Genomic DNA, 25583 nt, shown 5'->3' with positions numbered 1-25583 from the left:
AACGCTCTGGTCCCCCCTCCCTTGCGACACCCTGCTGATTGATACCCCGGTATTGCGCTGCTCAATCCTGTGCCTGAAGTCTTGCCTTGTCGAACTGTCAGGGGGTAGAAAGTGGCATACCCAGTATTGAGCAAAGCCCATGAGTACTCCTTTGAATCTGATTATCGACAAGCGCTTTTGTGGGCCGCCGGCCAGCGGTAATGGTGGCTATGTGGCCGGTTGTCTGGCGTCCATGATTGAGGGCAACAGTCAGGTTACGCTGCACGCCCCGCCGCCCCTGGATACGCCGATGCAACTGCACACGACGGACAGTGGCGCTGAGTTATGGCTGGATGAGCAGCGGATTGGCAGTGCCGTTCCCTGCCACTTTGAACTCGATGTGCCGCCGATGCCTGACCTTGAACAGGTTGCCGCGGCGGAGCCACACTACGCTGGCTTCAGCATGCACAATCTGCCTGGTTGCTTTGTCTGCGGTCCGGATCGCAGGCCGGGCGACGGCTTGCGGATATTTGCCGGTCCGCTGGCTGAGGGGCTGGTGGCCACCCGCTGGCAGGCCCCGGCCGACCTGGCTGACGAGCGCGGCAATCTGCTCAAACCCTTTGTCTGGGCGGCGCTGGACTGCCCAGGCTACTTTGCCGTCAACGCGCAATCAGGGCCGGCATTGCTCGGTCGTTTCGCCGTTGAGCAGCATGCCCCGGTGCCGGTTGCCGAGCCGCTGCTGGTCATGGGCTGGGCGCTGACGCACGACGGACGCAAGCATCAGGCGGGTACCGCCATCTACCATACTGACGGTCGCTTGCTGGCCAAGGGCCTGGCAACCTGGATCAGTCTCAGCCGGGCATGAGGCCCCGGCCTGACTGCCAGGGTACAAGGTGTTCAACGGTGGCTTTGCGTCTCGCAATGTCGGTCGGCATTGGGTACAGTAGCCGCTTCATGAACGACCGATGTGGATAAGCCCCCGCCCATGAGTTATCAGGTTCTTGCCCGTAAATGGCGTCCGCGCCTGTTCCGCGAAATGGTCGGCCAGACTCACGTCTTGCAGGCGCTGATCAACGCCCTGGATCACAATCGTCTGCACCACGCCTACCTGTTCACCGGTACCCGCGGCGTCGGCAAGACCACCATTGCGCGCATTCTGGCCAAGTGCCTGAACTGCGAGACCGGCATCAGCTCCGAGCCCTGTGGCGTCTGTTCAGCCTGCAAGGAAATTGATGAGGGGCGTTTTGTTGACCTGATCGAGGTCGACGCCGCCAGCCGTACCAAGGTCGAAGATACCCGTGAACTGCTGGATAACGTGCAATATGCGCCGTCCCGTGGACGCTTCAAGGTCTATCTGATCGACGAAGTGCACATGCTGTCCAGTCACAGCTTCAACGCGCTGCTCAAGACCCTTGAGGAGCCACCTGAGCACGTCAAGTTCCTGCTGGCGACCACGGATCCGCAGAAACTGCCGGTGACCATTCTCTCCCGCTGTCTGCAGTTTTCCCTGAAGAACATGGCGCCGGAAAAGGTCGTCGAGCACCTGCGGCATGTGCTTGGCGAAGAGATGATCCGCTTTGATGAAGAATCCCTCTGGCTGTTGGGACGCGCCGCCGACGGGTCGATGCGTGACGCCCTGAGCCTGACTGATCAAGCCATCGCCTTTGGCAACGGCGCGCTGAGCGTGGCCGATGTGCGCAGCATGCTTGGCACCATTGATCACGGGCAGGTGTTTGGCCTGCTGGAGGCGCTGGCAGCCCATGATGCGCCGGCGCTACTGGCGGCGATTGCCGAGCTGGCAGAGCAGGGCGTGGATTTTGCTGCAGTGCTGGCCGAGTTGCTCTCGACCTTGCAGCGGCTGGCGATTGCTCAGGTGCTGCCGGCGGCGGCGGATAATAGCCAGGGTGATCAGGCGCGCATACTGGAACTGGCCGGGCGCTTGAGCGGCGAGGACGTGCAGCTGTTTTATCAACTGGGCTTGCACGGGCGCCGCGATTTGCCCTTGGCGCCGGAGCCGCGTGGCGGCTTTGAAATGGCCATGCTGCGCATGTTGGCCTTTCGGCCGGGGGTGGCTCATGGCGTTGCCGCGCTGGCGCCGCCGGTCAGTGTGCCGGGAAAGCCGCAGGGGATCAGCCAGGCCAGGGTTGATTCCCAGCCAAACCGGCCACAACCCGAGTTGGCTCAGCCCGAACCTGTTGCCGAACCTGTGCCGCCAGCACCCACAGCGCCTACTGTCGAGCCGGCCACGTCAGCGGTCAACCAGCCTGTCAGCGCTGAACCGGCAATGCGTGTACAGGGCGGTCAGCCACTGAAGTCTGGCGTGCCGGTCAAGCCGCCACTCGATGAGCCGGATGCCGATTGGTTACAGTCGGTGCCGGACTATGACGAGGGTGATCGTCAGGAGCAGGATGAGCTGATGGACTACCTGCCTGACTGGCAGATGGATGAAGCTGAGACAGCAGCGCCTGCCGTGGCGGAACAGGTCAGTCCCTTGCCGGTGGCCAGCGGTATTGCCGCACAGTGGTTGGAGCTGTTTTTGCGACTGCCACTGAGCGGGCTGACGCAAAGTATCGCAGCCCATTGTCAACTGGTCAGTTGCGATGCTGGACAGTGGTTGCTGCACCTGGATCCGGGTCACAGTGCCCTGTATAACGAGAATCACCGGTTGCGCCTGCAACAGGCGCTGATCGATTGTCTGGGCCAGAGTCTGACGCTGACAGTGCTGGTGCAGCAACCGGATCAGGAGACCCCGGCGCTGGCCGCAGCGCGTGAACGCCAGAGACGTCAATTGCAGGCCGAGCAGCTGATACGTGAAGACCCCCTGGTACAGGGGCTGATACGCGATTTTGCGGCGGAAATCTGTGCTGACAGTATCCGACCGATTGATACAACCGTGACAGACTGAGGAAAGATCATGATGAAAGGTGGCATGGCCGGGCTGATGAAGCAGGCACAGCAAATGCAGGAAAAGATGGCGAAAATGCAGGAAGAACTGGCCAATGCCGAAGTCACCGGGCAATCCGGTGCCGGTTTGGTGTCGGTGGTCATGAACGGTCGGCATGATGTCAAGCGTGTCAGCCTGGATGACAGCCTGCTGTCCGAGGACAAGGAAATCCTCGAGGACTTGATTGCGGCGGCCTTCAACGATGCCGTACGCAAGCTGGAAAAGAACAGTCAGGACAAAATGGCCGGCCTGACGCAGGGCATGAACTTGCCCGATGGCTTCAAGATGCCTTTCTGATGTGCTTCCCTTTACTGACAGAGTAGTCCTATGAGCTTCAGTCCACTGATTCGCCGTTTGATTGATGCCTTGCGTGGACTGCCCGGGGTCGGGCCCAAGACGGCTCAGCGTATGGCCTTGCATCTGCTGGAGCGTGATCGTGATGTAGCCAGGTACCTGGCTACATCATTGCTCGAAGCCATGGATGGGGTGGGCTACTGCAGTCAGTGTCGCACTTTGAGTGAAACCGAGATTTGTACCATCTGTTCCGACCCGCGTCGCGATGCCAGTCTGTTGTGTGTGCTGCAAAGCCCGGCGGATGTGTGGGCGGTGGAGCAGGCAGGGGGCTTTCACGGGCGTTACTTTGTACTCAAGGGGCAGCTGTCACCCATAGATGGATTGGGACCCGAGGAAATAGGTATTCCGTTGCTGTTGGCGGCGGTTGAGCATTCACAGGTTGCCGAGGTGATTTTGGCGACCAACCCCACGGTTGAAGGTGAGGCTACTGCGCATTTTATTGCCGGATTGCTGAAACCCCGAGGTATCAAGGTCTCACGTATTGCCCATGGCGTCCCCCTGGGCGGCGAACTGGAGTTTATTGATGGCGGCACCCTGGCCCATGCTCTGGCAGGGCGCACACCTATCCTCTGACCTCAAGAGGCCAGCCGACCACCCTGGTAGTCGCGCATGGCCTGCTCGATTTCCTCACGACTGTTCATGACAAAGGGCCCGTATTGCACTATCGGCTCGCCCAGCGGTTTGCCGGCAATCAACAAGGCACGAACACCCTGATCACCTGCCTGTATTGATAGCTGGTTCCCCGAGCCAAGTCGGCCCAGTTGCCCGCGCCCGAGCCCCGCCTCACGGTCACGTCCACGGATGGTCAGGCTGCCCTCATAGACGTAGAGCATGGTGTTCAGCGTCTCGGGCACGGGCAGGGAGATTGATTGACCTGGCTGCAAGTGCAGGTCGGCGTAGAGCGGTTGGGTCGACTTGCCCTGAATCGGCCCTTCGACAGACTGTCCTTCAATCTGCAGCGTGCCGGCAATCATGCTGACACTGCCGCCCTCAGCCAATACCAGGTTGTTCATGGCATTGGCGGGCAGGTCCTGATAGCTGGCGGGCTGCATTTTTTCTGCGGCGGGCAAGTTGATCCACAGCTGAAAACCACGCATGCGTCCTGAGGTCTGTTGTGGCATCTCCGAATGCACAATGCCGCGCCCGGCGGTCATCCACTGCACGCCACCGGGTTCCAGCAGCCCGCGATTGCCCAGGTGATCCTCATGCAGCATGCGCCCTTCAAGCATGTAGGTGACGGTTTCAAAGCCACGGTGCGGATGGGCGGGGAAGCCGCCCTGATAATCTTCAGCCTGGTCCGAGCCAAATTCGTCGAGCATCAGGAAGGGGTCGAAGCGTTCGGCACCGCTGCCGCCAAACACCCGCTTGAGTTTGACGCCATCTCCATCGGAGGCAGTGCGTCCGGTCAGTTGTTCGACCAGGTCACGATTGAGTAAGTTAGTCATGTCTCATCTCCTTAAAGGACTATGAGACAAGTCTATTGTTCGAATGACTGGCGGAATAGCGCAAAAAATGCGCCAAACCTATCGGTTTGACTGATGGGTTATTGGCTGTTGCCAAAGTGCTCTTCAAGCTCGCGGATGATGCGGTCGTAAGCTTCACAGGCACCATGATCGCTGCGCGTGGGGTCACGCTGTTGCAGTTCAATCAGCTGCGCGTTCATCGCTTCGGCACGCTGTGGGTCGTCATGTGCCAGGCGATTGATGGTTTCGGCGACCTGCTCGGCCTTGGCTACAGCGTCATCCATGCTACAGGCGCTTGCTGGCATGGCGGCGACAAGGAATAGGCTAGTCAGGAGTAGGCTGGAAAGCAGTTTCATTGTGTAACCTCGTCAATGCCCTTACGGGCTGTAAGGCTTGTATATTAGTCCCATTGCTGCAGGCATCCAAGTCTGATCAGGGTGACCTGTTGTCACATCCTGTGCGTTGGATAAATGCATCAGTGGTCTGGCTGTTTAGCAACTACACTGAAACCAGTTCATTCGGCGGGCGATGTCTCTTTGCCCAGCAGCCCACAAAGGGGGACAGGTACTGATACGCCAATCTGATTGGAAATACACTTTGGGCATCTTGCTGCTCTTGCTCCTTAGCCTCCCTCTTGCAGCGTCAGCACAGACGGTGGTTATCGGCTTTGGCACGCATAAGCCCCCCTACGTGTTTGAGCAGGAGCATCGCGGGCTTGAGGTGGACATCGTTATTGCCGCTCTGGAGCAGGCAGGGTTGCTGGTGGAGCCTTACTACTCGCCTCTGGAACGCTTGCACATGATGCTTGAACACCAGGAGCTGGACGGTATAACCGTCACCAGTGAGGCCAGTGGCGTTAGTGCCCATTATTCTGATGTATACATCACCTATCAGAATGTCGCAGTGACCCTCAAGGCGCGCAATATCCGCCTGAACCGGATCAGTGACCTGAGCCAATACTCGGTTAGCGCTTTCCAGCGTGCCCGGTTATTGCTCGGTGACGAGTTTCGCAGTATGGCGCTGAGTAACCGGCTTTACCGCGAGGAGGCTCGGCAGGTAACACGTAATCTGCTGCTGTATGCCGGGCGTATTGACGTGATGATCGGTGACAGGCGGATTATTCGTGCTTTTACCGACGAGGTGGCCGACCGGGTTGATACCACTCAGGAGATCGACATCCATCCCCTGTTTGAACCCACGGCCTACCGCATGGGTTTTGTTGATACTTCTCTGCGCGACCAGTTCAACAGGGGCTTGCAGCAGATCCGCGAGAACGGTCGATACCAGGAAATAGAAGCGCGTTATGCTGCCTACTGAGCGTCATGAATTGGCCGATTCAGCCCCCTGAGTGGCGTTTCCGGCACTGCTTTATCCTAGTCTATTGGCTAGGCTGTCAGAACAATAATGACAACCGGACTCCACCATGCCCCTTCCCCGCCTCAGCCTTGCTGTTTTGATCGCCGCTCTGACCCTTTCTGTTCATGCCCAGACCTTGCCTGCACCCGAGAGCGTGCGTCTGGACCAGCTGGCTTTGATGCAGGGCTTTCCGCCGCCGCCTGACAAGCAGGTCACGGCAGCCAATTTTCTGTCTGACTACCCGAATCTGCGCTGGGCTTTTCATCATATGCGCGAACTGTTGCCGAGCCGGGCGGTCCTGCGTGGTGCGGGACCGGTTGCTGTTTTGCCGGTTGGTGATGATCGCAAGCAAAACATTGACAGTCTGATCTTCCCCGGTCCGGATGGGCAGCCTGTCAGCTTTGCCGATTACCTGACCAACAGCTATGCCGATGCCACGCTGATAATGCAGAACGGCAAGGTGATCTACGAGGCCTACCATGAAGGCATGCCAGCCGAGAATCCGCACATGCTCTGGTCGGTCACCAAGTCGTTTGCCGGTTTGCTGGCGACTCAACTGATTGAGGAGGGTGTTCTGGATGCCAATGCGCTGGTGACTGATTACGTCCCTGAACTGCAGGGCAGTGGCTGGGAAGGTGCAACCCTTCAGCAACTGCTCAACATGACGGCCGACATCGACTACAGCGAAGTCTATGCCGATGCCGAATCTGACGTGGTCAAATATGCCCTCGCGGCGGGCATGATGCCGGCTCCGACGACCTACCCCGGGCCGCGTGATCTGTACAGCTATCTGCCGAGTATCGGCGCCGACCAGGCCCATGGTGAACGCTTTATCTACCGCACCGTGCATACCGAAGTGCTGGGATGGGTGCTGCGCAAAGCGACCGGTAAACATCTCGCTGAACTGATCAGTGAACGGCTATGGATTCCTCTGGGTGCCGAACAGGATGCCTATATGTTGCTGGACTCAAAGGGTACGGAATGGGCCGGGGCAGGCTTGAATGTGACCCTGCGCGACCTGGCGCGTTTTGGCGAAATGATGCGCTTGAAGGGGCGGTTCAATGGCCAGCAGATTGTCAGCAGTGCCGCTGTCGAGCACATTCTGCAGGGAGGTGATCGCGAGGCGTTCAAGGCCGCCGGTCGGGATTTCCAGCCGGACTATTCCTATCGCAACCAGTGGTGGATCAGTCACAATGCCGATGGTGCCTATGAAGCCTTGGGCGTCCATGGTCAGATGATTCATGTAAATCCGACTGTCGGTCTGGTGGTCGTGCGCCTGTCGTCCCATCCGTTGGCCAGCTCGGCGCATACCTTTCCGACCACCCTGCCGGCCATGCGCGCGCTGGCCGACCTGTTGCGTGAAAATGCCACCGAGTAGCCCAGTTGTTACTCGTCCTTGAGGTACTCAGCTGGCACATCACGCCGATGCGCCAGGCTGGTGTCTCCGCTCTCGGGGTGGAACACGATCAGCACCTGACCTGACTCGATCTGCCGTCGTAGCCGTTCCACGCGCTGCTCAAGGCTGACGTCATAACCGTTGTCGGTGCCTTCGCGGGTGACAAAGTCCTCCAGCAGCGCCTGCAGGGTCTGTGGATCGAGCAGCTCATGGGGTATCAGCATGTTGCCTACTTCATGGATGACAGAGCTGCTGATGATACACTGCGCAGCCTGTTCTTTCTGCCTGGCCTGTCATGATCAGTGATCCGCTGTTTTATCTTTGCGCCATTCCCGCTGTGCTGCTCTATGGTATAGCCAAGGGTGGCTTTGGCGGCAATATCGCCATTCTGTCGGTACCCTTGATGGCACTGGTGGTCGCGCCGCAGCAGGCGGCGGCCATTCTGTTGCCGATTTTGATTGTCATGGATCTGGTTGCCCTGCGAACCTTCAGGGGGCGCTGGGACAAGGTCAATCTGCGCATCATACTGCCGGCCTCACTGGTCGGTGTGGTGATTGGCGCCCTGACGTTCAGGCTGCTCAATGATGCGCATATTCAGATTCTGATTGGCGCTATTGCGCTGATCTTTACCCTGAATATCTGGCTGCGCCGGGGTGAGCCGCCAGTGCGGCCGGTCAGCCGGCTGCGAGGCGGTTTCTGGGGCATGATGGCTGGTTTTACCAGTTTCGGTATCCATGCTGGCGGGCCGCCGATCAATGTGTACCTGTTGCCGCAGAAACTCGACAAGACCGTATTGATGGGCACCATTGCGGTGTTTTTTGCCGTGGTCAATCTGGCCAAACTGCCTGCCTATGTCTACCTCGGTCAGTTCAATAGCGCCAATCTGCTGACCGCCCTGGTGCTGCTACCGCTGGCACCACTGGGGGTCAGGATGGGCTTCTGGATGCTGCAACGCAGTAACGACAAACTGATCTATCAGCTTTGTTATCTGTTTCTCTTTGCCACCGGTTGCAAGCTTTTGTTCGACGGCTTTACTGCTCTGCAGCTGATTTGAGCAGCCCGGTAATCAGCTGATCAAAGGCGTCGGCCTCAATCGGTTTGGCCAGAAAGCCGTTCATGCCTGCGGCCGTTCCGGAGCGCATGTGGTCATCCAATACATGCGCTGTCAGGGCAAAAATGGGCACAGCGGGTAAATCATGCTGTTGCTCGAAGGCGCGGATGCGGCGGGTTGCTTCAAAGCCGTCCATGATCGGCATTTCACAGTCCATCAGGATCAGGTGGACGTCTTCAGGCTTGGCTCGATAGAGTGCCAGCGCCTCTGAGCCATTCAGCGCCACAGTGGTCTGGCAGCCATACTTCTCCAGCATGCCGCGGGCAACCAGCTGGTTGACGGGATTGTCCTCAGCAAGCATCACGTGCAGCCTTGTTGCATTGCCTAGCTGCAGCTTGGCCTCAGCGGGATAAGCGGTGTGGCGGGTCTGCTGCAACTCATCCAGGGTCTGGCGCAGCTGAGTCGGGGTGACCGGCATGCTCAGGATACGGCAGCTTGGTGCCAATTGAGTGGCTGCCAGCAGATCGCGTACCCTGGCGTTGCAGATACTCAACAGCGGCTGGTCACTGGCGTGCATCAGGGCAGCGACTTGGCTCAGTTCCTCGTTACCCATGCCCTGGGTGGCAATCACCAGCAATGCTGTCCTGGCGTCGACGGCCTTGCCGGTGAGCATGCCTAGGGGTTGTCGGACAACACTGAAACCCAATCGCTGCAACAACGGGGTATAGCTGCTGATGGCCTGCGGGTCGTTGCCTGCCAGAATGGCCTGGCGCAGCTCCGGATGGTCAGGCTGATGTCGTGGGCTTGATCGCAGGGGGACCTTCAGGCAGAAGCAGGAACCGACATTGACCTCGCTCTCTACACTGATATCGCCACCCATCAGTTTGGCCAGCTCAAGGCTGATGGTCAGACCCAGGCCGCTGCCGCCGTAACGTCGGGTGGTACTGCTGTCGGCCTGGGTAAAGGATTCAAAAAGTTGCCTGCGCGCCTGCGGACTGATGCCGATGCCGGTATCCCTGATAGCCATTTGCAGGCTGAGCAGGTCATCCTGGGATGACTGCAAGCTGACATGCAGGCTGACATGACCCTGATCGGTAAATTTGAAAGCATTGCTCAGCAGGTTCAGCAGTACCTGTTTGAGCCGGGTCGGATCGCCAATCAGATAGCGCGGGACATCGCGGTCCAGACTGCAGTAAACGGCCAACTGCTTGTTCAGCGCCTCGGCGGTAAACAGGCTGCAACTGCTGGATAACAGTTCCTCAAGATCAAACTCGATTTGCTCCAGTCGCACCTGTCCCGACTCGATACGGGCATAGTCGAGAATATCGTTGATGACCGAGATCAGCGCCTGTCCCGAGCTGTTGATGGTGTCGACAAAAAAGCGCTGGGAACTGTCCAGGCGTGTGTCACGCAACAGTTGCAGCATGCCCAGTACGCCGTTCAAGGGTGTGCGTATCTCGTGGCTCATCTTGGCCAGAAAGCGGCCCTGAGCACGTGACTCCAGACGTGCCTGCCGGGCCTGCTCGTCAGCCAGAAAGCGCGCTTCCTTAAGTGCATTGATGCGGTCAGCCAGGCCGAGTGAAAGAATAAACAGCTCTACGCATATGCCCAGCTTGACCAGATCGGTACCGTAGGCAATGGCTGGTTCGTAGCCCAGCGAACCGGTGGTCGAGAGGATCAGCGAGCAGAGCAACAGGCCCCAGGCCAGGGTGAAGTAGGAGCCGTAGCGGAAGCCACGGCGCCAGACATGAATGCCCACTGACAGCAAAATCATCGAGTTGACCAGTACAAACAGACTGGCAAACAGATTGTAGTTGGCCAGTCCGATCAGTGGCAGGCTGAGAAGTGCGAGTGTGACCAGTATCAGAACGCTGCGCAGCCACAAATCAATCCGCGGAAAGCGCTCGGCCGTATGCAGAAAATGACGGCTGAACTGGGTGGCGACTATGCAATGCAGATACATCAGGCTGTAGATCGAAAAAGACTGGAACAACACATTCATCTGCAGCCATTTCCACAGCAGACCGTCGAGGGCGGCCATGAACAGCAGCATGTTCAGGTTGTAGATCAGGTACCAGAAATAGCTGGTTTCGCGCAGGGAGGCATAAAGAAACAGATTGTAGGCAAACAGACCCAGCAGCACGCCATAAAACAGACCGTTGGCCAGACTACTGATTTCAAGATGTTCCGCAGCGGTAGGCCAGGTAGCAAAATACAGGGGTACAAAGAGGGTGCTGCTGGTTTCCACCCGCAAGTAGAACTCGCTGGTTCCGGTTGGAAGTGACAGGGGGATCCAGGGATTTCTGACTTGCATCGGACGGTCCTGCAGCAGGATATGGTCGCCACTCAGATGATGCTGCAATAGGCTGCCATCGTGCCGTTGAAACAGTTCAAGGCGATCAAGTATCGGGTAGTTGATTTCCAGCACGCCTTCGACAGTACTATCCCGGTTGTTGTCGAGGCTGAAATACAGCCACCAGACCGATGGGTTTTTACCCTGATTCACATAGGTGCCCTGAACGGTCTTCCAGGCCGGATCATCGAGTGCGGGCAAGGTCGTCAGCACCAGACTGGCATCGGCGTCTTCAAGTATTCGGGTGTAAGTGGTAAGGCTGCTGCGCAGGTCTGTGTGATCAATGAGCAGGGCCGAGGGGCTGTGCGCCTGGGCAGTGACGGCCGGCAGCAACAGGTAAAACAGCATCAGCAGATACCCGGGCACACGCATGGATACAGCACCTCACTGACCTGACCATTTTTGATGATGTTGTTGGCAGAGACAACCTTGATGCTAGCACAGCAATGGCTCAGTGTTAGTCACCATGCCGCAGTCTGTTATTACGCGTCAGCGTTAGAGCCCCGGGCAAATTGCCCGCGTACCAGTTGGCGTAACAGGAAGCGGCTGGGATGCACAGCCTGCACCAGTTGCCTGGGCAGGGGCAGCGGTTCGTTATTGAGCAGGGCGGCCAGCAATTCACCGCTCAGTGGGCAACTGATCAGGCCGCGGGAACCATGGGCGCTATTGATAAACAACCCCGGATACCAGGGTGCGGACGTATCCAACTGTTTGGAAGCGTCCTTGCCGAGCACGGCGTAGTCCCGGATGAACGGCTCGGGCTGAACAACCGGACCGATCAGCGGCAGGTAATCAGGGCTGGTGCAGCGTAGGGCCGCTCGCGCCTTGAGCTCAGCAGGATCCTGTTGTGACAGGGCCAGTGCGTCTGTCAGTTCGCTCGACAGGTCAGCCAGCAGGGCCAGATTGGACTGGTTCTCCTCGCTGGTCGGCTGCATATCCTGCCAGTCAAAGCGAAAGCTGGCGCCAAGGTGGTGCTCGCCATGCCGAGCCGGTGATACATAGCCCTCGCTGCACAGTACGGTGCGCAGTGCCTGGCTTGATTCGCTGGCAGGCAGGTGGGTGATCTGGCCACGTATGGCTTTCAACGGCAAGTGCCGGGTCTGCTCAAATCGCTTGCTATCGGCGGCACTGCAGACCACCACGCAGGCAGCACTGGCGATGGTTTGCCCAGTGCCATCCTGTGCAGTCCACTGCCCGTCGCTGTACGTCAACGCCAGTGCTTCATGCTGCTTCAACAGCTGAATATTGGGATGTTGCAGCAAGGCCTGGCACAGACTCGGCGGGTTGACCCAGCCACCACCGGCGAAGAACAGGCCGCCGCGCGAGACCTTGAGACCGGCAACCACACTGGCTTCGGCGGCACTGACGCCACGCAGGAACTCTGCAGGGTAGCCCTGTTGCGCCAGCGCCTCATAGCGCTCTGCTTCCTTATCATCCTTGCTCAGTTGCAACACACCACAGGCGGCCCAGGTATCCTCCGACTGCGGCATTAGCGCGTGCAGTTGTCGCAGGCTGAAGGCATAGGCGCTCTGGATAAAGCGTGATAGCGGCGGCTGGTGGGGTGACAGTTTGCAGTACAGAATGCCCTGAGGATTACCCGAGGCCTCCTGCGCTGGGCTGGCATGACGCTCGATCAGTTGCACCTGCCAGCCGCGGCGGGCCAGGGCCATCGCCGTACTGCAGCCGGCCAGACCGGCACCAATGATCATCACTTCACGCGTGCCCGGATGGCCAGTAGGTCGGGCATACCAGGGCGCCTGCCAGGGCAGTTCGACTGGCTTTGTGAATAGCCCAGCCAGCATTTCGCGCTTGCGTCCATAGCCCTTGACCCGGTTCATGCTGAAGCCGGCCGCCTGCAGGCCGCGACGAACATCGCCGGCACTGGTAAAGGTCGCGACAGTGCTGCCTGGCCGGGACAATCGGGCCATCTGCTGATACAGCGCCGGTTGCCACATCTCCGGATTCTTTGCCGGGGCAAAGCCGTCCAGAAACCAGGCGTCAACCTGGGCATCAAGCTCTGGCAGGGTATCGAATATATCGCCGATCAGCAGGGTCAGGGTTACCCGCCCCTCGGCCAGCACAAAATGTTGCCAGCCGGTGGTCAGGTCGCTGTACTGCGCGAGCAATTGTCCAGACCAGTGTGCCAGTTCCGGCCAGAGCGCCAGCGCGCGCTGCAGATCAGTCACCCTGAGCGGAAATTTTTCACAACTGACAAAGTGCAGCCGAGCGCCAGGCGGCGCGCAGTCATCCCAGAGTTGCCAGGCGCTGAGAAAATTCAGGCCGGTACCAAAGCCGGTTTCTGCTATGCAAAAGTGCGCATCAGTGGCCAGTTGGCGCCAGCGTGCAGGTAATTGATTATGCTGGAGAAATACGTGGCGGCTTTCTTCCAGTCCGGACTCGCGGGAAAAGTACAGGTCACCAAAATGGCTGGAGAAAGGTTGGCCGTCATCGGCCCATATCAGATCGGCATGGGGTGGCAAGGCTTTCACGGTGACTCCGGCTGATGGTGATGCCGGGTAGTCTACCCGTGAAAGCCGACTGAGCAGAACATCAGGGTATATTGGGGTAGATCAGCAGTAGCCAGGTAGCGATGAAAACCAGACCGAAGGTAGGCCATTGGGCCTTGAAAAGCTGTTTCATTGTGATCACCTTTTTTATTTTGTGCAGTTACCCTGGTAGGGTCTGCTGCGTCGGCCGAGTACTGGCCAGGTCGCGTCACGTTCGGTCACCCACTGGCGGGTCAACCTTGTAGTACTGACAGATATTGTCTGCCGTCGTTCCGATAAAACCGGCTCACTTTTTACTTTAGCCTGCCTATGCCCCGGTATTAGACCAATTGGCTACAAGCACATGGCAGAAAATTGCCACTCAATCTGAGCCTGTCATCACGCTGTCACGCTCTGTTCTGTTTGTCCTTCGCGGGCACGTGCGTCGGTGAAAATGACCTGTGAATTGACCGATTTGGTTGTTGCCGTCGCGGCTGTCTGGGGTAGGGTAGAGGCTGGTTTTTCACCCGGAGAGCGCAGCATGAGCGAGGCCCTGATTTTCGATGCCGTACGTACGCCCCGAGGCAAGGGTAAGCGCGATGGCTCGCTCTACAGTGTCAAGCCGGTCAATCTCATGGCCGCGGTATTGCGCACTCTGCAGCAACGCAATGATCTGGATACCGCCCGCGTTGATGACATTGTGCTGGGCTGCGTTACCCCGGTGGGTGATCAGGGCGCCGATATTGCCAAGACCGCCGCGCTGGTGGCCGACTGGCATGAGTCGGTGGCTGGCGTGCAGATCAACCGCTTCTGCGCCTCTGGCCTGGAGGCCGTGAACCTGGCGGCCATGAAGATAGGCTCCGGCTTCGAGGACCTGGTGGTGGCGGGTGGCGTCGAGTCCATGTCGCGGGTACCCATGGGCTCGGATGGTGGCGCCTGGGCGCTGGATCCGCAAACCAATATGCAGGCCCAGTTTGTACCCCAGGGTATTGGCGCCGATCTGATCGCCACTCTGGAGGGCTTCAGTCGTGCCGAGGTCGACGCCTTTGCCCTGCGTTCCCAGCAAAAAGCCGCGCAGGCCCGTGCTACCGGTGCCTTTGCCCGCAGCCTGATGCCGGTGACCGATCAGAACGGTATTGTCCTGCTGGATCAGGACGAATTTATCCGCGCCGATACCACCCTGGAGGGCCTGGCCGCGCTCAAACCGAGTTTCGCAGGCATGGGTCAGATGGGGTTTGATGCCGCGGCGCTGCGCCGCTATCCCTGGGTTGAAGCCATTCAGCATGTGCATACCCCGGGCAACAGTTCCGGCATCGTGGATGGCGCCGTGGCCATGCTGATCGGCTCCGAGGCCGCCGGCCAGGCCCAGGGCCTGACGCCCCGCGCGCGTATTCTGGCCACCGCCGTGACCAGCACCGATCCGACCATCATGCTCACCGGCCCGGCACCTGCAACCCGCAAGGCGCTGCGCAAGGCTGGCCTGGAGATTACCGACATTGATCTGTTCGAGGTCAATGAGGCCTTTGCCTCGGTGGTGATGAAGTTCATGAAGGAGCTGCAGGTGCCTGAGCACAAGGTTAACGTCAACGGCGGATCCATTGCCATGGGTCATCCGCTCGGTGCCACCGGCTGCATCATTCTCGCCACCCTGCTGGATGAACTGGAGGCCCGCCAGTTGCGTTATGGCCTGGCGACCCTGTGTGTCGGTGGCGGTATGGGCATTGCCACGATTATCGAGCGGCTCTGATTGCGGAGCGCTGCTGCACCTCAAGATCGTCAGTCAGCCCCTTTGAATCGGGCTTCAGGAGTCAAGATGTCCACTGCCATTGTTTACCAGCGCGATCAGCAGGGTATTGTTACCCTGACCCTGGATATGCCGGGTCAGCGCGCCAATACCATGAATGCCGTTTACCGCGAGGCCATGGTCAGCACGCTGGACCGCCTGGAAGCGGAGTGCACCGAGATCAGCGGGGTGATCATCACCTCGGCGAAGAAAACCTTTTTTGCCGGCGGTGACTTGAACGAATTGATTCGTGTCAGCCCGGCAGACGCTGAGTCTTTTTATCGCATGGTGCTGGGCTTGAAAGCCCAATTGCGGCGTTTGGAGACACTGGGTCGCCCGGTGGTCGCCGCGATCAATGGCGCCGCCCTCGGCGGTGGCTGGGAATTGGCGCTGGCCTGTCATTACCGTATTGCCCTGGACCTGCCGGAGACGCAACTGGGCTTGCCGGAAGTCACCCTCGGCTTGCTCCCGGGCAGTGGCGGTATTGTGCGCATGGTACGCCTGCTCGGCGTGGAAAAAGCCTTGCCCTACCTGCTTGAAGGCAAGCAGTTGCGTCCGCGCCAGGCTTTCGCCGCCGGACTGATCCATGCTCTGGCAGATGATCAGCAGAGCATGCTGGACATGGCCCGGGCCTGGATTCTGGCCAATCCGGATGCCCGTCAACCCTGGGATGACAAGGGTTACAAGCTGCCCGGTGGGACGCCGGCGCAGCCAGCGCTGGCGCAGATGCTGCCAATCGCCCCGGCGGTCCTGCGCAGCAAGACCCAGGGCTGCTTTCCGGCACCCGAGAAGATTCTCTGTGCGGCGGTCGAGGGGGCCCAGGTCGACTTTGATACGGCGCAGATCATCGAAACCCGTTACTTCACCGAGCTGGCCTGTGGTCAGGTAGCCAAGAACATGATTGGTACCTTCTGGTTTCAGCTCAATCAGATCAAGGCCGGTGACTCGCGTCCGGCCGAGCTGCCGAGCCGTCGTATCGGCAAGCTCGGGGTCATTGGCGCGGGCATGATGGGCGCCGGTATTGCCTATGTGGCCGCCAGGGCGGGGATCGAGGTGGTCCTCAAGGATGTGTCCCTTGCGGCGGCAGAAAAGGGCAAAGCCTATTCGGCCGGTCTGCTCGACAAGCAACTCGCGCGCGGGCAAATCAGCAGCGATCAGCGCGATCTGTGCCTGGCGCGCATCAGGCCAAGCGCCGATGACAGTGATTTTGTCGGCTGTGAGCTGATTATCGAGGCGGTGTTTGAAGACCGCAGTCTGAAGGCGCAGGTGACTGCGGCCGCTGAGCGTCAGGCGCTGCCCGATGCCCTGCTGGCCAGCAATACCTCGACCCTGCCCATCACCGGGCTGGCGCAGGCAGTGACGCGCCAGGACAACTTTATCGGTCTGCATTTTTTCAGTCCGGTCGAGCGCATGCCGCTGGTCGAGATCATTCGCGGTGCCCAGAGCAGTGATCAGGCTCTGGCGCGGGCTTTCGACTTTGTCATGCAGATCAACAAGACGCCCATTGTGGTCAACGACAGCCGGGGTTTCTTTACTTCGCGGGTGTTCAGTACCTATACCAGTGAAGGCATTGCCATGCTGGGTGAAGGAGTGCCGGCGGCGCTGATCGAGAATCTGGCCCGCCAGACCGGCATGCCGGTGGGGCCGCTGGCGGTATCCGACGAGGTGTCCCTGAGCCTGATGAGTCATATCCGCGAGCAGACGCGCAAGGATTTGCTCGCCGAAGGCCAGGCTGTGCCAGCGCACCCGGCCTTTGCGGTGATTGACCGTATGCTTGAACTGCAGCGGCCCGGCAAGGCGGCCGGTGGCGGTTTCTATGACTATCCGGCGGGCGGCAAAAAACAGCTATGGCCTGGCTTGATCGAGCAGTTTGGCGCAGCAGCCTCACTGCCGTTGGAGGATGTGCGTGACCGCCTTCTCTTTGTACAGGCACTGGAAACCGTGCGCTGCCTGCAGGAGGGCGTGCTGCAATCCACCGCTGATGCCAATGTCGGCTCAATTTTCGGCATCGGTTTTGCCGCCTGGACCGGCGGCGCCCTGCAGTACATCAACCAATACCCGTTAACCGCTTTTGTCGCCCGCGCCAACCAACTGGCCGAAGGCTACGGTGAACGCTTCCAGCCGCCTGCATTACTGCTCGAGAAAGCCGCCAGTGGTGAATCCTTCCGCTAAAGGACGATTCAGCCCGCTAACGGCTCGGTACGGGCGGCCATGATGAGGTCGTTGTAGTGCACACCGCGCAGACTGTGACTCCACCAACTGACCTTGACCTTGCCCCATTCGGTCAGCAGGGCAGGGTGATGGCCAGCGGATTCAGCCAACGCCGCCACGCGATTGCTGAAGGCCATGGCATCGAGAAAGTTTTCAAAGGCATAGTCCTTCTCGATACGGCTGATACCCTCGACCACGCGCACCTGCCAGCCGGGCAGGGCACTCAGCGCCTCGTTCAGTGTGACAGCGTCCAGCACACGGGCCTTGGGGTCATCAAATACCAATGTTTGTGTTTTCAGGTCCTGCATGTCTATCCCCTTTCAGAATCATCTACTCCAACACTAGTCGACAATGGCGGCGATTGCCTCTGCGCGTGCAGCCCACTGATACCTTGGTCGAATGGCTCGCGGGGCTGAGTCCGTGGACACTGCATGGCAACTTTATAAAACCTTGTCAGAGGTGTTCCATGTCCGCCGAGAATCTTTATCCGGTTTCCGCCGAATGCGCGGCCCAGGCCCTGATCGACGATGCCCGCTATCAGAGCATGTATCAACAGTCCATTCGCCAGCCCGAGCTGTTCTGGGCTGAGCAGGCCGAACGGCTGGACTGGATCAAGCCCTTTGGCCAGGTCAAGAAGACCTCCTTCGACGACCATAACGTCGATATCAAATGGTTTCTGGGTGGCCATCTGAATGTCTCGGCCAATTGCCTTGATCGGCATCTGGCCGAGCGTGGTGATCAGACCGCGATCATCTGGGAAGGCGACGAGCCGGGTCAGGCCCTGCATATCACCTACCGGCAACTGCATGCCGATGTTTGCCGCTTTGCCAATGCACTCAAGCATCAGGGTGTGGCCCAGGGCGATGTGGTGACCATTTATATGCCGATGATCCCCGAGGCGGCGGTTGCCATGCTCGCCTGCACGCGCATTGGTGCCGTGCACTCGGTGGTGTTTGCCGGCTTCTCGCCGGAGGCGCTGGCCGGCCGGATTCAGGATTGCGGATCCAACCTGGTGATCACCGCCGATGAGGGTGTACGGGGTGGTCGTCGTACTGCGCTCAAGGCCAATGTCGATGAAGCGCTGACCCACCCCGAGATCAAGACCGTCGAGCGGGTGATTGTAGTACGGCATACCGGCGCCGAGATCGCCTGGCACGAGCACCGTGACCGCGATTATGCTGAACTGATGCTCGAGGCTGACGCGCAGTGCCCGGCCGAGCCGATGAACAGTGAAGATCCGCTGTTTATCTTGTACACCTCGGGTTCTACCGGCAAACCCAAGGGCGTGTTGCATACCACGGGTGGTTACCTGGTATATGCCGCCATGACCCATGAGCTGGTATTCGATTATCGTCCTGGCGAGGTCTACTGGTGTACCGCGGATATCGGCTGGATTACCGGCCACAGCTATATGATCTATGGCCCACTGGCTAACGGTGCGACTACCTTGATGTTCGAAGGTGTGCCCAACTACCCCGACGTCACGCGCATGGCCAAGGTGATTGATACCCACAAGGTAAATATTCTCTACACCGCGCCCACCGCGATTCGCGCCATGATGGCTTTGGGTGACGCCGCCATGCAGGGAGCCGATGGCGCCAGTCTGCGCATTCTCGGTTCGGTCGGTGAGCCGATCAACCCTGAAGCCTGGAACTGGTATTACAACAGCGTTGGCAAAGCCAATTGCCCGATTGTTGATACCTGGTGGCAGACCGAAACCGGCGGCATTCTGATTAGCCCGTTACCGGGCGCGACGGCGTTGAAGCCAGGCTCGGCGACCCGTCCCTTCTTTGGTGTGCAGCCGGCGCTGGTGGATAACGAAGGCAATCTGCTGGAGGGCGCCGTCGAGGGTAATCTGGTGCTGCTGGATTCCTGGCCGGGCCAGGCCCGCTCGATCTATGGCGACCATGATCGCTTTGTCGATACCTACTTCAAGACCTTCAAGGGCAGCTACTTCACCGGTGATGGTGCGCGCCGGGATGAGGACGGCTACTACTGGATTACTGGTCGGGTTGATGACGTGTTGAACGTGTCCGGTCACCGCATGGGGACGGCTGAAATCGAGAGCGCGCTGGTCGCCCATCGGCTGGTGGCCGAGGCCGCTGTGGTCGGTGTGCCCCATGATCTGAAAGGTCAGGGCATCTATGTCTATGTGACCCTCAACGAGGGCGTACAGACCAGCGAAGCCTTGCGTCTGGAGCTGAAAAACTGGGTGCGCCGCGAAATCGGTCCGATTGCCTCACCCGATTGTATTCAATGGACCAACGGACTGCCCAAGACCCGTTCGGGCAAGATCATGCGGCGCATTCTGCGCAAGATCGCGGTGGGTGAATATGAGGGGCTGGGTGATATTTCAACCCTGGCCGAGCCCGCCGTCGTCGAGCACCTGATCAACGAGCACCGCAGCATGTCAGCCCTGTCTGCCTGAGGTTTCGGCGCCGGTGGCAGCCGGATTACACTGTTCTCCTTTGCGGCGACCCGCCCAGCGGGCGCCGCTTTTTTAACGGCACAGATGCCAGGCAATTCAGGCGCTAACTGTCACTGTGGTCAGCTGCAATACTGGCCTACACTGGGTTGTCTGGTCTTTCCGCTGCAGTGAGTCCTTCCCCATGCATGTTGCTTCTGGCCGTTGGCTCTACGGCTTTGTTCTGACTCTGTTGACCACCGTGCTCTGGGCGGTGCTGCCAATCATGCTCAAGGAAGTGCTCAAGGACATGGACCCCTATACCGTCACCTGGTATCGGCTGTTCAGTGCTGGTGTGTTGCTCTTTATCGTATTGCTGGTGCGTGGTCGTTTGCCTTCACTGCGCGTGTTATCCAGGCGTAACCGTTGGCTTCTGGCGTTGGCGATTGTTGGTCTGACACTGAATTATGTGCTCTACCTCATGGGTCTGGCGCGCCTGACCCCGGGCACCATGCAGTTGATGATCCAGACCGCACCCATCATGCTGATGTTTGGTAGCCTTATGGTGTTCCGCGAGCGCTTTGGCCTGGGCCAGGTGCTTGGTGTGCTGGTGCTGCTGCCGGGCTTTGTGCTGTTCTTCAATCAGCGCTTGTTTGAGCTGTTTACCCAGATGAGCAGTTTTACCCTGGGCATTCTGATCACCCTGGCGTCGGCTTTTGCATGGGCACTCTATGGACTGGCGCAGAAACAGTTGCTGACGGTCTGGTCGTCAGTCGGGGTGATGATGGTCATCTACCTGGCCTGCTCGCTACTCTTGCTGCCGCTGTCGGCGCCCCTGACTATCCTCGATCTGAGTTCTCTGCAGTTCTGGCTGCTGATGGCCTGCTGCCTGAATACCCTGATTGCCTATGGCGCCTTTGCCGAGGCCCTGGCGCACTGGGAAGCGTCGCGGATCAGCGCGACCATCGCGACTACGCCACTGTTTACCTTTGCCATGGTGGCGTTAGGCTCCCTGCTCTGGCCCAGTGTGATTGAGCCAGAACTGCTCAACAGTCTGGCTTATCTCGGTGCCCTGATGGTGGTCTGCGGTTCCGCATTGGTGGCCCTGGCGCCCAGCGTGCTGCAAAAACTGCGTGCCCGTCGCTTGCGTCGGGTCAGTGTCACGCCGCCGCCTGCCGCTTCATGAGCTAGGTCTGACCCAGCATATCCTCGGGTCTGACCGCTTGATCAAAGGCGTCGGCATCGAGATAACCGAGCGCCAGCGCCGCCTGTTTCAAGCTACTGCCCTCGGCATAGGCTTTCTTGGCAATCTCGGCGGATTTGTCATAGCCCAGTACCGGATTCAGCGCGGTGACCAGCATCAGGCTGTTATCGAGCAGTTCGCGCATGCGCTGGGTATCCGGTACCAGACCCTCGACGCAGTGTTGGCGAAAGCTGCGACAGCCATCGCTGAGCAGACGAATGGATTGCAACAGGGTATGGATGATTACCGGTTTGTAGACATTCAGCTGTAACTGGCCCTGGCTGGCGGCCATACCCAGGGTCAGATCGTTACCCATGACCTGACAGGCGATCATCGACAGAGCTTCGCACTGGGTTGGATTGACCTTGCCGGGCATGATCGAGCTGCCGGGCTCGTTGGCCGGCAGACGAATTTCTGCCAACCCGGCCCGCGGTCCGCTGCTCAGCAGGCGCAGATCATTGGCCAGCTTCATCAGGGTCACGGCCAGTTGCTTGCAAGCGCTGTGCAAGCGCACCAGCGGTTCATGACCACTGAGTGCGGCAAAGACATTGTCGGCATGACGAAAGGGTAGGCCGGTCAGGTCGGCAAGCTCGGCGGCCACCAACCGGGCAAAGTCGGGCGGGCAGTTCAAACCGGTGCCCACTGCCGTGCCACCCTGGGCCAGGGCCATCACATCCGGCAGACTCTGCTGTACGGCCGTTAGCCCCATATCCAGTTGGGCAACAAAGGCGGATAACTCCTGGCCAAAGGTCACAGGTGTGGCGTCCATCATATGCGTGCGCCCCAGCTTGATCAGCTCGGCATGCTCCTGGGCCAGGTTGTGCAGGGCATCGCGCAGGGCCTGTACGTTCGGCAATAGCTGCTCCAGGGTCTGTTGCGCGGCGGCAATATGCATGGCGGTTGGAAAGGTGTCGTTGGAGCTTTGCGAGCGGTTGACGTGATCATTCGGGTGCACCGGCGACTTGCCGCCGCGTCCTTGGCCAGCCAGTTCATTGGCCCTGCCGGCAATCACCTCATTAACGTTCATGTTGCTTTGTGTGCCGCTGCCGGTCTGCCACACCGAGAGCGGGAAGTGAGCGTCCAGCTCACCGCAGATGACCTCGTCGGCGGCCTGTTCGATCAGCCCCGCGAGTTCAGCATCCAATTGACCCAGTTGCTGGTTGGTTCGCGCCGCCGCCTTCTTGATCAGCCCCAGGGCATGCACCACCGGCAATGGGATCTGCTCTTTGCCGATGGCAAAGTAGTGCAGCGAGCGTTGGGTTTGTGCACCCCAGTAGTGCTCAGACTGAACGGCAATCTCACCCATGCTGTCGGATTCGGTACGTGTGTTCATCAGTCCTCCCCAATATCGTGGAATCGATGTGTTCAGGCTGTCAGTATAGGCGTCCATTGCTGTAAAAAGGTTGGGAGCAATTACATGCGAATAGTGACCGGGTTGTTGATTGTCTGTTGCTGGAGTTCATTGGCCCTTGCCGATACGGCCTCGCACCGGACCAGTGCCGAGCGCTTTCTGAAGCTGGCCAATGCCGACGGTATGAGTGCGCCGGTCTACCAGCAGGTGGAACGGCTGATGACAGCTCAGTTTGCCCAGATGGGCGGCTCTATGCAGTACGAGTATCTGTTGCGTGATTATCAGCAGCGCGCCCGTGTAGTGGTGGATGAGGCGATGGCCTGGGAGTCTATGCGCGATGAGCTGATCGACCTGTATCTGCCGCTGTTCAGTGAAGCTGAGTTTGACCAGCTGTCGGCTTTCTACCAATCCGAGGTGGGTAGCAAGCTGATGCAACATTTGCCGCAACTGACCCGGGATTCCATGGCCGTCAGTCACAGGCGCGTTGAAGAGCAGGTCGGTCCGCAGATTCAGATCCTGGTTGATGAGATGGCTGTCGAGATCGAAGAGCGCCAGTTGGCGCCGCCAGCGCCATGAATTCCAGGCACTGCGAGGTCTTGTGCTGGCTCCATGGTGTGGTGTTTTAGCTGTTGGCTGAGCGGCCCGCCATACCGGGTTCTCCCTAAAATCGAGTATGAGACCAGTCTAGAGGTATCATGCTGTCCTTTGCACGATGGGAATAACGCATGCAACGTCGTCATTTGCGCTGGTTGTTGAGCGGTTTCGGTTGGACTCCGGACACAACCAGTCATCTGGAAAAGCTGATATCGGCCCTGGGCGCTACCTTGTCTTTGCTGTTGGTCTATACCATAACGCACCAATTGCTGGATGGTGATTCTGCGCTATGGGTCACCGGCTCAATGGGCGCTTCAGCGGTGCTGGTGTTTGCCATGCCGCACGGCATGCTGTCCCAACCTTGGTCCGTGATTGGTGGTCATCTGGTCTCGGCTGGGATTGGGATGGGCTACGCTACTTGGTTGCCCTATGGAGCGTGGGTGGCGGCACTGGCGGTAGGTAGCAGCATTTTTTTGATGATGTTGCTGCGTTGCCTGCATCCGCCAGGCGGTGCTACGGCAATGATAGTGGTGTTGGGCGGGCCAGCAATTCAGCAGGCGGGACTGAGCTTTCTGCTTTATCCCATATTGCTGGATGCGTTGGTGATCGTGGTGGCCGCCCTGTTGTTCAACAATCTGTTTCACTGGCGGCGCTATCCGCTGGCGCTGGCCCGCTATCAGATCAACAGCAGCCCGGGTATCGCGCCGGAAGACTTTCACTTTGCGTTGCGCAAGATGAATGCCTATCTGGATATCAAATTCGATGATCTGGTTCATTTGGTAGAGCTGGCCAACGAACATGCAAGCCACCATGGGGTCAGTGAACAGGACCTGGTTGAACTGGGTTTCTATAGCAATGGCCTGACTGGCGACAACTGGTCGGTGCGTCAGGTACAGTTTATCCAGCCGCGCCGGCGAGGATTGCGTGGGCGCGTACGTTACAAGGTCGTTGCCGGCGCTGAGGCCGGTGTCGTAGGACTGTCCAGGCTCTCTGAGTTTGCACGTTGGGCGCGCTACCGGGTAGAGGCGGAGGGTGGCGGCTGGCACCGGGTCAAGCTTGAGAGCGCGTCTACGCGCGAGCCGTGAGCGACAACCTGCACAAGGCTGTCGCTCATACAGGGGGATTTATCGCCTGAGAAGGTGTGTACCTGTCAGGCACAATTAATTCATGATGGGGTTATTCCGATCAATTCTGCCGCTCAGGCAGGCAAACCTGTCGGTCAAACGTTGGAGATACAGAGTATGGGTAGCACACAACAGGCCTTGCAGCAGGCGCTGCAAAGCCTGAACCCCAGGCACCTTGAGCTGACCAATGAAAGTCATATGCACAGCGTGCCGCCTGGCTCGGAGTCGCACTTCAAGCTGGTCCTGGTCAGTGACGTCTTTACCGGCTTGAATGCTGTCAAGCGCCATCAGGCGGTCTATCGGGCACTGGGCGACTGGATGGGGCGCATACATGCCCTGGCGCTGCACACCTATACCCCTGAGGAGTGGGCGCAGCGGCAACAGGCGCCGGCCTCACCCAATTGCCTGGGCGGCAGCAAGGCCGATCACTGACAGCCTGGGGGCTGCCCGGCGCTGACGTGATCGTCCACCTCTGCTAGACTCTGCGCCCTTACTAGGTGCGCCCTTTACGTGGGCGATAACTGAAACCGAGAGGCATTGATGTCACAGATAGTTGTGGTTGCGTTGTACAAATTTGTCACCCTTGACGATTACACCGAGCTGCGCCAGCCGCTGCTCGATGTGCTGATGGAGAACGGCGTCAAGGGCACCCTGTTGCTGGCCCGTGAGGGCATCAACGGCACCATAGCCGGCCCGCGCGCTGGCATGGATGCGGTGCTGGCCTGGTTGCGCCGGGAGCCGCGGTTGGCTGATCTGGACTGGAAGGAGTCGCTCTGTGAGGACATGCCTTTCTACCGCACTAAGGTCAAGCTGAAGAAGGAGATCGTCACCATCGGTGTACCCGGTGTCAGTCCGAACGAGCGAGTCGGTACCTATGTTGAGGCCGAGGACTGGAACGCGCTGATCAGTGATCCCGAGGTGCTTCTGATTGACACCCGCAACGATTATGAAGTGTCCATCGGCACTTTTGAGGGGGCGGTGGATCCGAAAACCAGCACCTTCCGTGAATTCCCCGAGTATGTGAAAGCCCATTACGATCCGGCCAAGCACAAGAAAGTGGCGATGTTCTGTACCGGTGGCATCCGCTGTGAGAAGGCCTCGAGTTTCATGTTGCAGCAGGGCTTTGATCAGGTCTTTCACTTGAAGGGAGGTATCCTCAAGTACTTTGAAAGCGTGCCGGCTGAGCAGAGCTTGTGGAACGGTGAGTGCTTTGTGTTTGATAACCGCGTTACCGTGCGCCATGATCTGGCGCCAGGCTCCTATGATCAGTGCCATGCCTGCAGACACCCGATTTCTGCAGAGGAGAAGGCCTCCGAGCAGTATCAGGAGGGGGTCAGTTGCCCGCGCTGTTACGCCAGCCTCCCGGAAAAAACCCGGCGTCGGGCGGAAGAGCGTCAAAAGCAGGTACGTTTGGCCAAGTTGCGTAATCAGCCTCACCCGATTGGCCTGCCACAGGCGCAGGCGTCCCCCAACAGCAATGACTGACGGAGC

22 protein-coding genes are annotated in these 25583 nt (G+C 59.0%); 15 read left to right on the top strand and 7 right to left on the bottom strand.

Features of this window, described 5'->3' with window-relative positions:
* Positions 1 to 139 precede the first annotated feature (139 nt).
* From AC27HQ_RS07890 to recR, 4 genes are all read left to right on the top strand, one after another.
* Positions 140 to 844, top strand: a complete 705-nt coding sequence (locus AC27HQ_RS07890) for a hypothetical protein (protein ID WP_487155606.1) — start codon at positions 140 to 142, stop codon at positions 842 to 844.
* Between the two features lie 120 nt (positions 845 to 964).
* Complete coding sequence (gene dnaX, locus AC27HQ_RS07885) at positions 965 to 2884, top strand: DNA polymerase III subunit gamma/tau (protein WP_487155706.1); 1920 nt, start codon at positions 965 to 967, stop codon at positions 2882 to 2884.
* A 9-nt stretch (positions 2885 to 2893) separates the two neighbouring features.
* On the top strand, positions 2894 to 3220 hold the full coding sequence (locus tag AC27HQ_RS07880; protein ID WP_487155605.1) for a YbaB/EbfC family nucleoid-associated protein: 327 nt from the start codon (positions 2894 to 2896) through the stop codon (positions 3218 to 3220).
* A gap of 30 nt (positions 3221 to 3250) precedes the next feature.
* Entirely contained in the window at positions 3251 to 3850 is a 600-nt protein-coding gene (recR, locus tag AC27HQ_RS07875; RefSeq protein ID WP_487155604.1) for a recombination mediator RecR, read from the top strand.
* A 2-nt stretch (positions 3851 to 3852) separates the two neighbouring features.
* Here the strand turns inward: recR and AC27HQ_RS07870 are convergent, their stop codons facing one another.
* Both AC27HQ_RS07870 and AC27HQ_RS07865 read right to left on the bottom strand, forming a co-directional pair.
* Entirely contained in the window at positions 3853 to 4722 is an 870-nt protein-coding gene (locus tag AC27HQ_RS07870; RefSeq protein WP_487155603.1) for a pirin family protein, read from the bottom strand.
* 98 nt (positions 4723 to 4820) lie between these two features.
* Positions 4821 to 5024 carry a hypothetical protein gene (locus AC27HQ_RS07865; RefSeq protein WP_487155602.1) on the bottom strand — a complete coding sequence of 68 codons (204 nt, stop codon included), beginning with the start codon at positions 5022 to 5024 and terminating at the stop codon, positions 4821 to 4823.
* A 313-nt stretch (positions 5025 to 5337) separates the two neighbouring features.
* Between AC27HQ_RS07865 and AC27HQ_RS07860 the strand changes: the two genes are divergently transcribed.
* Both AC27HQ_RS07860 and AC27HQ_RS07855 read left to right on the top strand, forming a co-directional pair.
* A complete protein-coding gene (locus AC27HQ_RS07860; protein WP_487155601.1) occupies positions 5338 to 6057 on the top strand; it encodes a substrate-binding periplasmic protein in 720 nt (239 codons plus the stop codon).
* A gap of 106 nt (positions 6058 to 6163) precedes the next feature.
* Complete coding sequence (locus AC27HQ_RS07855) at positions 6164 to 7474, top strand: serine hydrolase domain-containing protein (protein WP_487155600.1); 1311 nt, start codon at positions 6164 to 6166, stop codon at positions 7472 to 7474.
* Between the two features lie 8 nt (positions 7475 to 7482).
* On the opposite strand, the gene AC27HQ_RS07850 is transcribed toward AC27HQ_RS07855, so the two are convergent.
* Positions 7483 to 7716 carry a YheU family protein gene (locus tag AC27HQ_RS07850; protein WP_487155599.1) on the bottom strand — a complete coding sequence of 78 codons (234 nt, stop codon included), beginning with the start codon at positions 7714 to 7716 and terminating at the stop codon, positions 7483 to 7485.
* Positions 7717 to 7787: 71 nt separating this feature from the next.
* Between AC27HQ_RS07850 and AC27HQ_RS07845 the strand changes: the two genes are divergently transcribed.
* The gene (locus AC27HQ_RS07845) at positions 7788 to 8546 is read left to right on the top strand and encodes a sulfite exporter TauE/SafE family protein (protein WP_487155598.1); all 759 of its coding nucleotides are present in this window, start codon (positions 7788 to 7790) and stop codon (positions 8544 to 8546) included.
* Here AC27HQ_RS07845 and AC27HQ_RS07840 read toward each other — a convergent pair.
* On the bottom strand, positions 8524 to 11268 hold the full coding sequence (locus AC27HQ_RS07840; RefSeq protein WP_487155597.1) for a hybrid sensor histidine kinase/response regulator: 2745 nt from the start codon (positions 11266 to 11268) through the stop codon (positions 8524 to 8526). The two genes, AC27HQ_RS07845 and AC27HQ_RS07840, sit on opposite strands and share 23 nt — an antisense overlap.
* 110 nt (positions 11269 to 11378) lie before the next feature.
* Positions 11379 to 13385 (bottom strand): bifunctional tRNA (5-methylaminomethyl-2-thiouridine)(34)-methyltransferase MnmC2/FAD-dependent 5-carboxymethylaminomethyl-2-thiouridine(34) oxidoreductase MnmC1, encoded by a 2007-nt coding sequence (mnmC, locus tag AC27HQ_RS07835; protein ID WP_487155596.1) that lies wholly within the window; start codon positions 13383 to 13385, stop codon positions 11379 to 11381.
* A gap of 538 nt (positions 13386 to 13923) precedes the next feature.
* Here mnmC and AC27HQ_RS07830 point away from each other — a divergent pair.
* Both AC27HQ_RS07830 and AC27HQ_RS07825 read left to right on the top strand, forming a co-directional pair.
* The gene (locus AC27HQ_RS07830; RefSeq protein WP_487155595.1) at positions 13924 to 15129 is read left to right on the top strand and encodes an acetyl-CoA C-acetyltransferase; all 1206 of its coding nucleotides are present in this window, start codon (positions 13924 to 13926) and stop codon (positions 15127 to 15129) included.
* A 66-nt stretch (positions 15130 to 15195) separates the two neighbouring features.
* Entirely contained in the window at positions 15196 to 17337 is a 2142-nt protein-coding gene (locus AC27HQ_RS07825) for a 3-hydroxyacyl-CoA dehydrogenase NAD-binding domain-containing protein (protein WP_487155594.1), read from the top strand.
* Between the two features lie 8 nt (positions 17338 to 17345).
* Here AC27HQ_RS07825 and AC27HQ_RS07820 read toward each other — a convergent pair whose 3' ends face one another.
* On the bottom strand, positions 17346 to 17684 hold the full coding sequence (locus tag AC27HQ_RS07820; RefSeq protein ID WP_487155593.1) for a 4a-hydroxytetrahydrobiopterin dehydratase: 339 nt from the start codon (positions 17682 to 17684) through the stop codon (positions 17346 to 17348).
* A 158-nt stretch (positions 17685 to 17842) separates the two neighbouring features.
* Here AC27HQ_RS07820 and acs point away from each other — a divergent pair, with 158 nt between their 5' ends.
* Entirely contained in the window at positions 17843 to 19804 is a 1962-nt protein-coding gene (gene acs / locus AC27HQ_RS07815) for an acetate--CoA ligase (RefSeq protein ID WP_487155592.1), read from the top strand.
* A gap of 181 nt (positions 19805 to 19985) precedes the next feature.
* Entirely contained in the window at positions 19986 to 20966 is a 981-nt protein-coding gene (locus AC27HQ_RS07810) for a DMT family transporter (protein WP_487155591.1), read from the top strand.
* 1 nt (position 20967) lies between these two features.
* Here the strand turns inward: AC27HQ_RS07810 and fumC are convergent, their stop codons facing one another.
* On the bottom strand, positions 20968 to 22356 hold the full coding sequence (gene fumC, locus AC27HQ_RS07805; RefSeq protein WP_487155590.1) for a class II fumarate hydratase: 1389 nt from the start codon (positions 22354 to 22356) through the stop codon (positions 20968 to 20970).
* A gap of 84 nt (positions 22357 to 22440) precedes the next feature.
* On the opposite strand from fumC, the gene AC27HQ_RS07800 reads away from it, so the two are divergent.
* From AC27HQ_RS07800 to trhO, 4 genes are all read left to right on the top strand, one after another.
* Positions 22441 to 22950: a DUF2059 domain-containing protein gene (locus AC27HQ_RS07800; protein WP_487155589.1), complete on the top strand. Its 510-nt coding sequence runs from the start codon at positions 22441 to 22443 to the stop codon at positions 22948 to 22950.
* 149 nt (positions 22951 to 23099) lie between these two features.
* The gene (locus AC27HQ_RS07795) at positions 23100 to 24053 is read left to right on the top strand and encodes an HPP family protein (protein ID WP_487155588.1); all 954 of its coding nucleotides are present in this window, start codon (positions 23100 to 23102) and stop codon (positions 24051 to 24053) included.
* Between the two features lie 156 nt (positions 24054 to 24209).
* Positions 24210 to 24524, top strand: a complete 315-nt coding sequence (locus AC27HQ_RS07790; protein WP_487155587.1) for a BolA family protein — start codon at positions 24210 to 24212, stop codon at positions 24522 to 24524.
* 108 nt (positions 24525 to 24632) lie between these two features.
* Complete coding sequence (gene trhO, locus AC27HQ_RS07785; RefSeq protein ID WP_487155586.1) at positions 24633 to 25577, top strand: oxygen-dependent tRNA uridine(34) hydroxylase TrhO; 945 nt, start codon at positions 24633 to 24635, stop codon at positions 25575 to 25577.
* Positions 25578 to 25583 lie beyond the last annotated feature (6 nt).

This window comes from Halopseudomonas sp. 4NH20-0008, assembly GCF_057548395.1.
The sequence above is the reverse complement of the archived record's forward strand: the minus strand, read 5'-3'. Positions and strand labels throughout refer to the sequence as shown.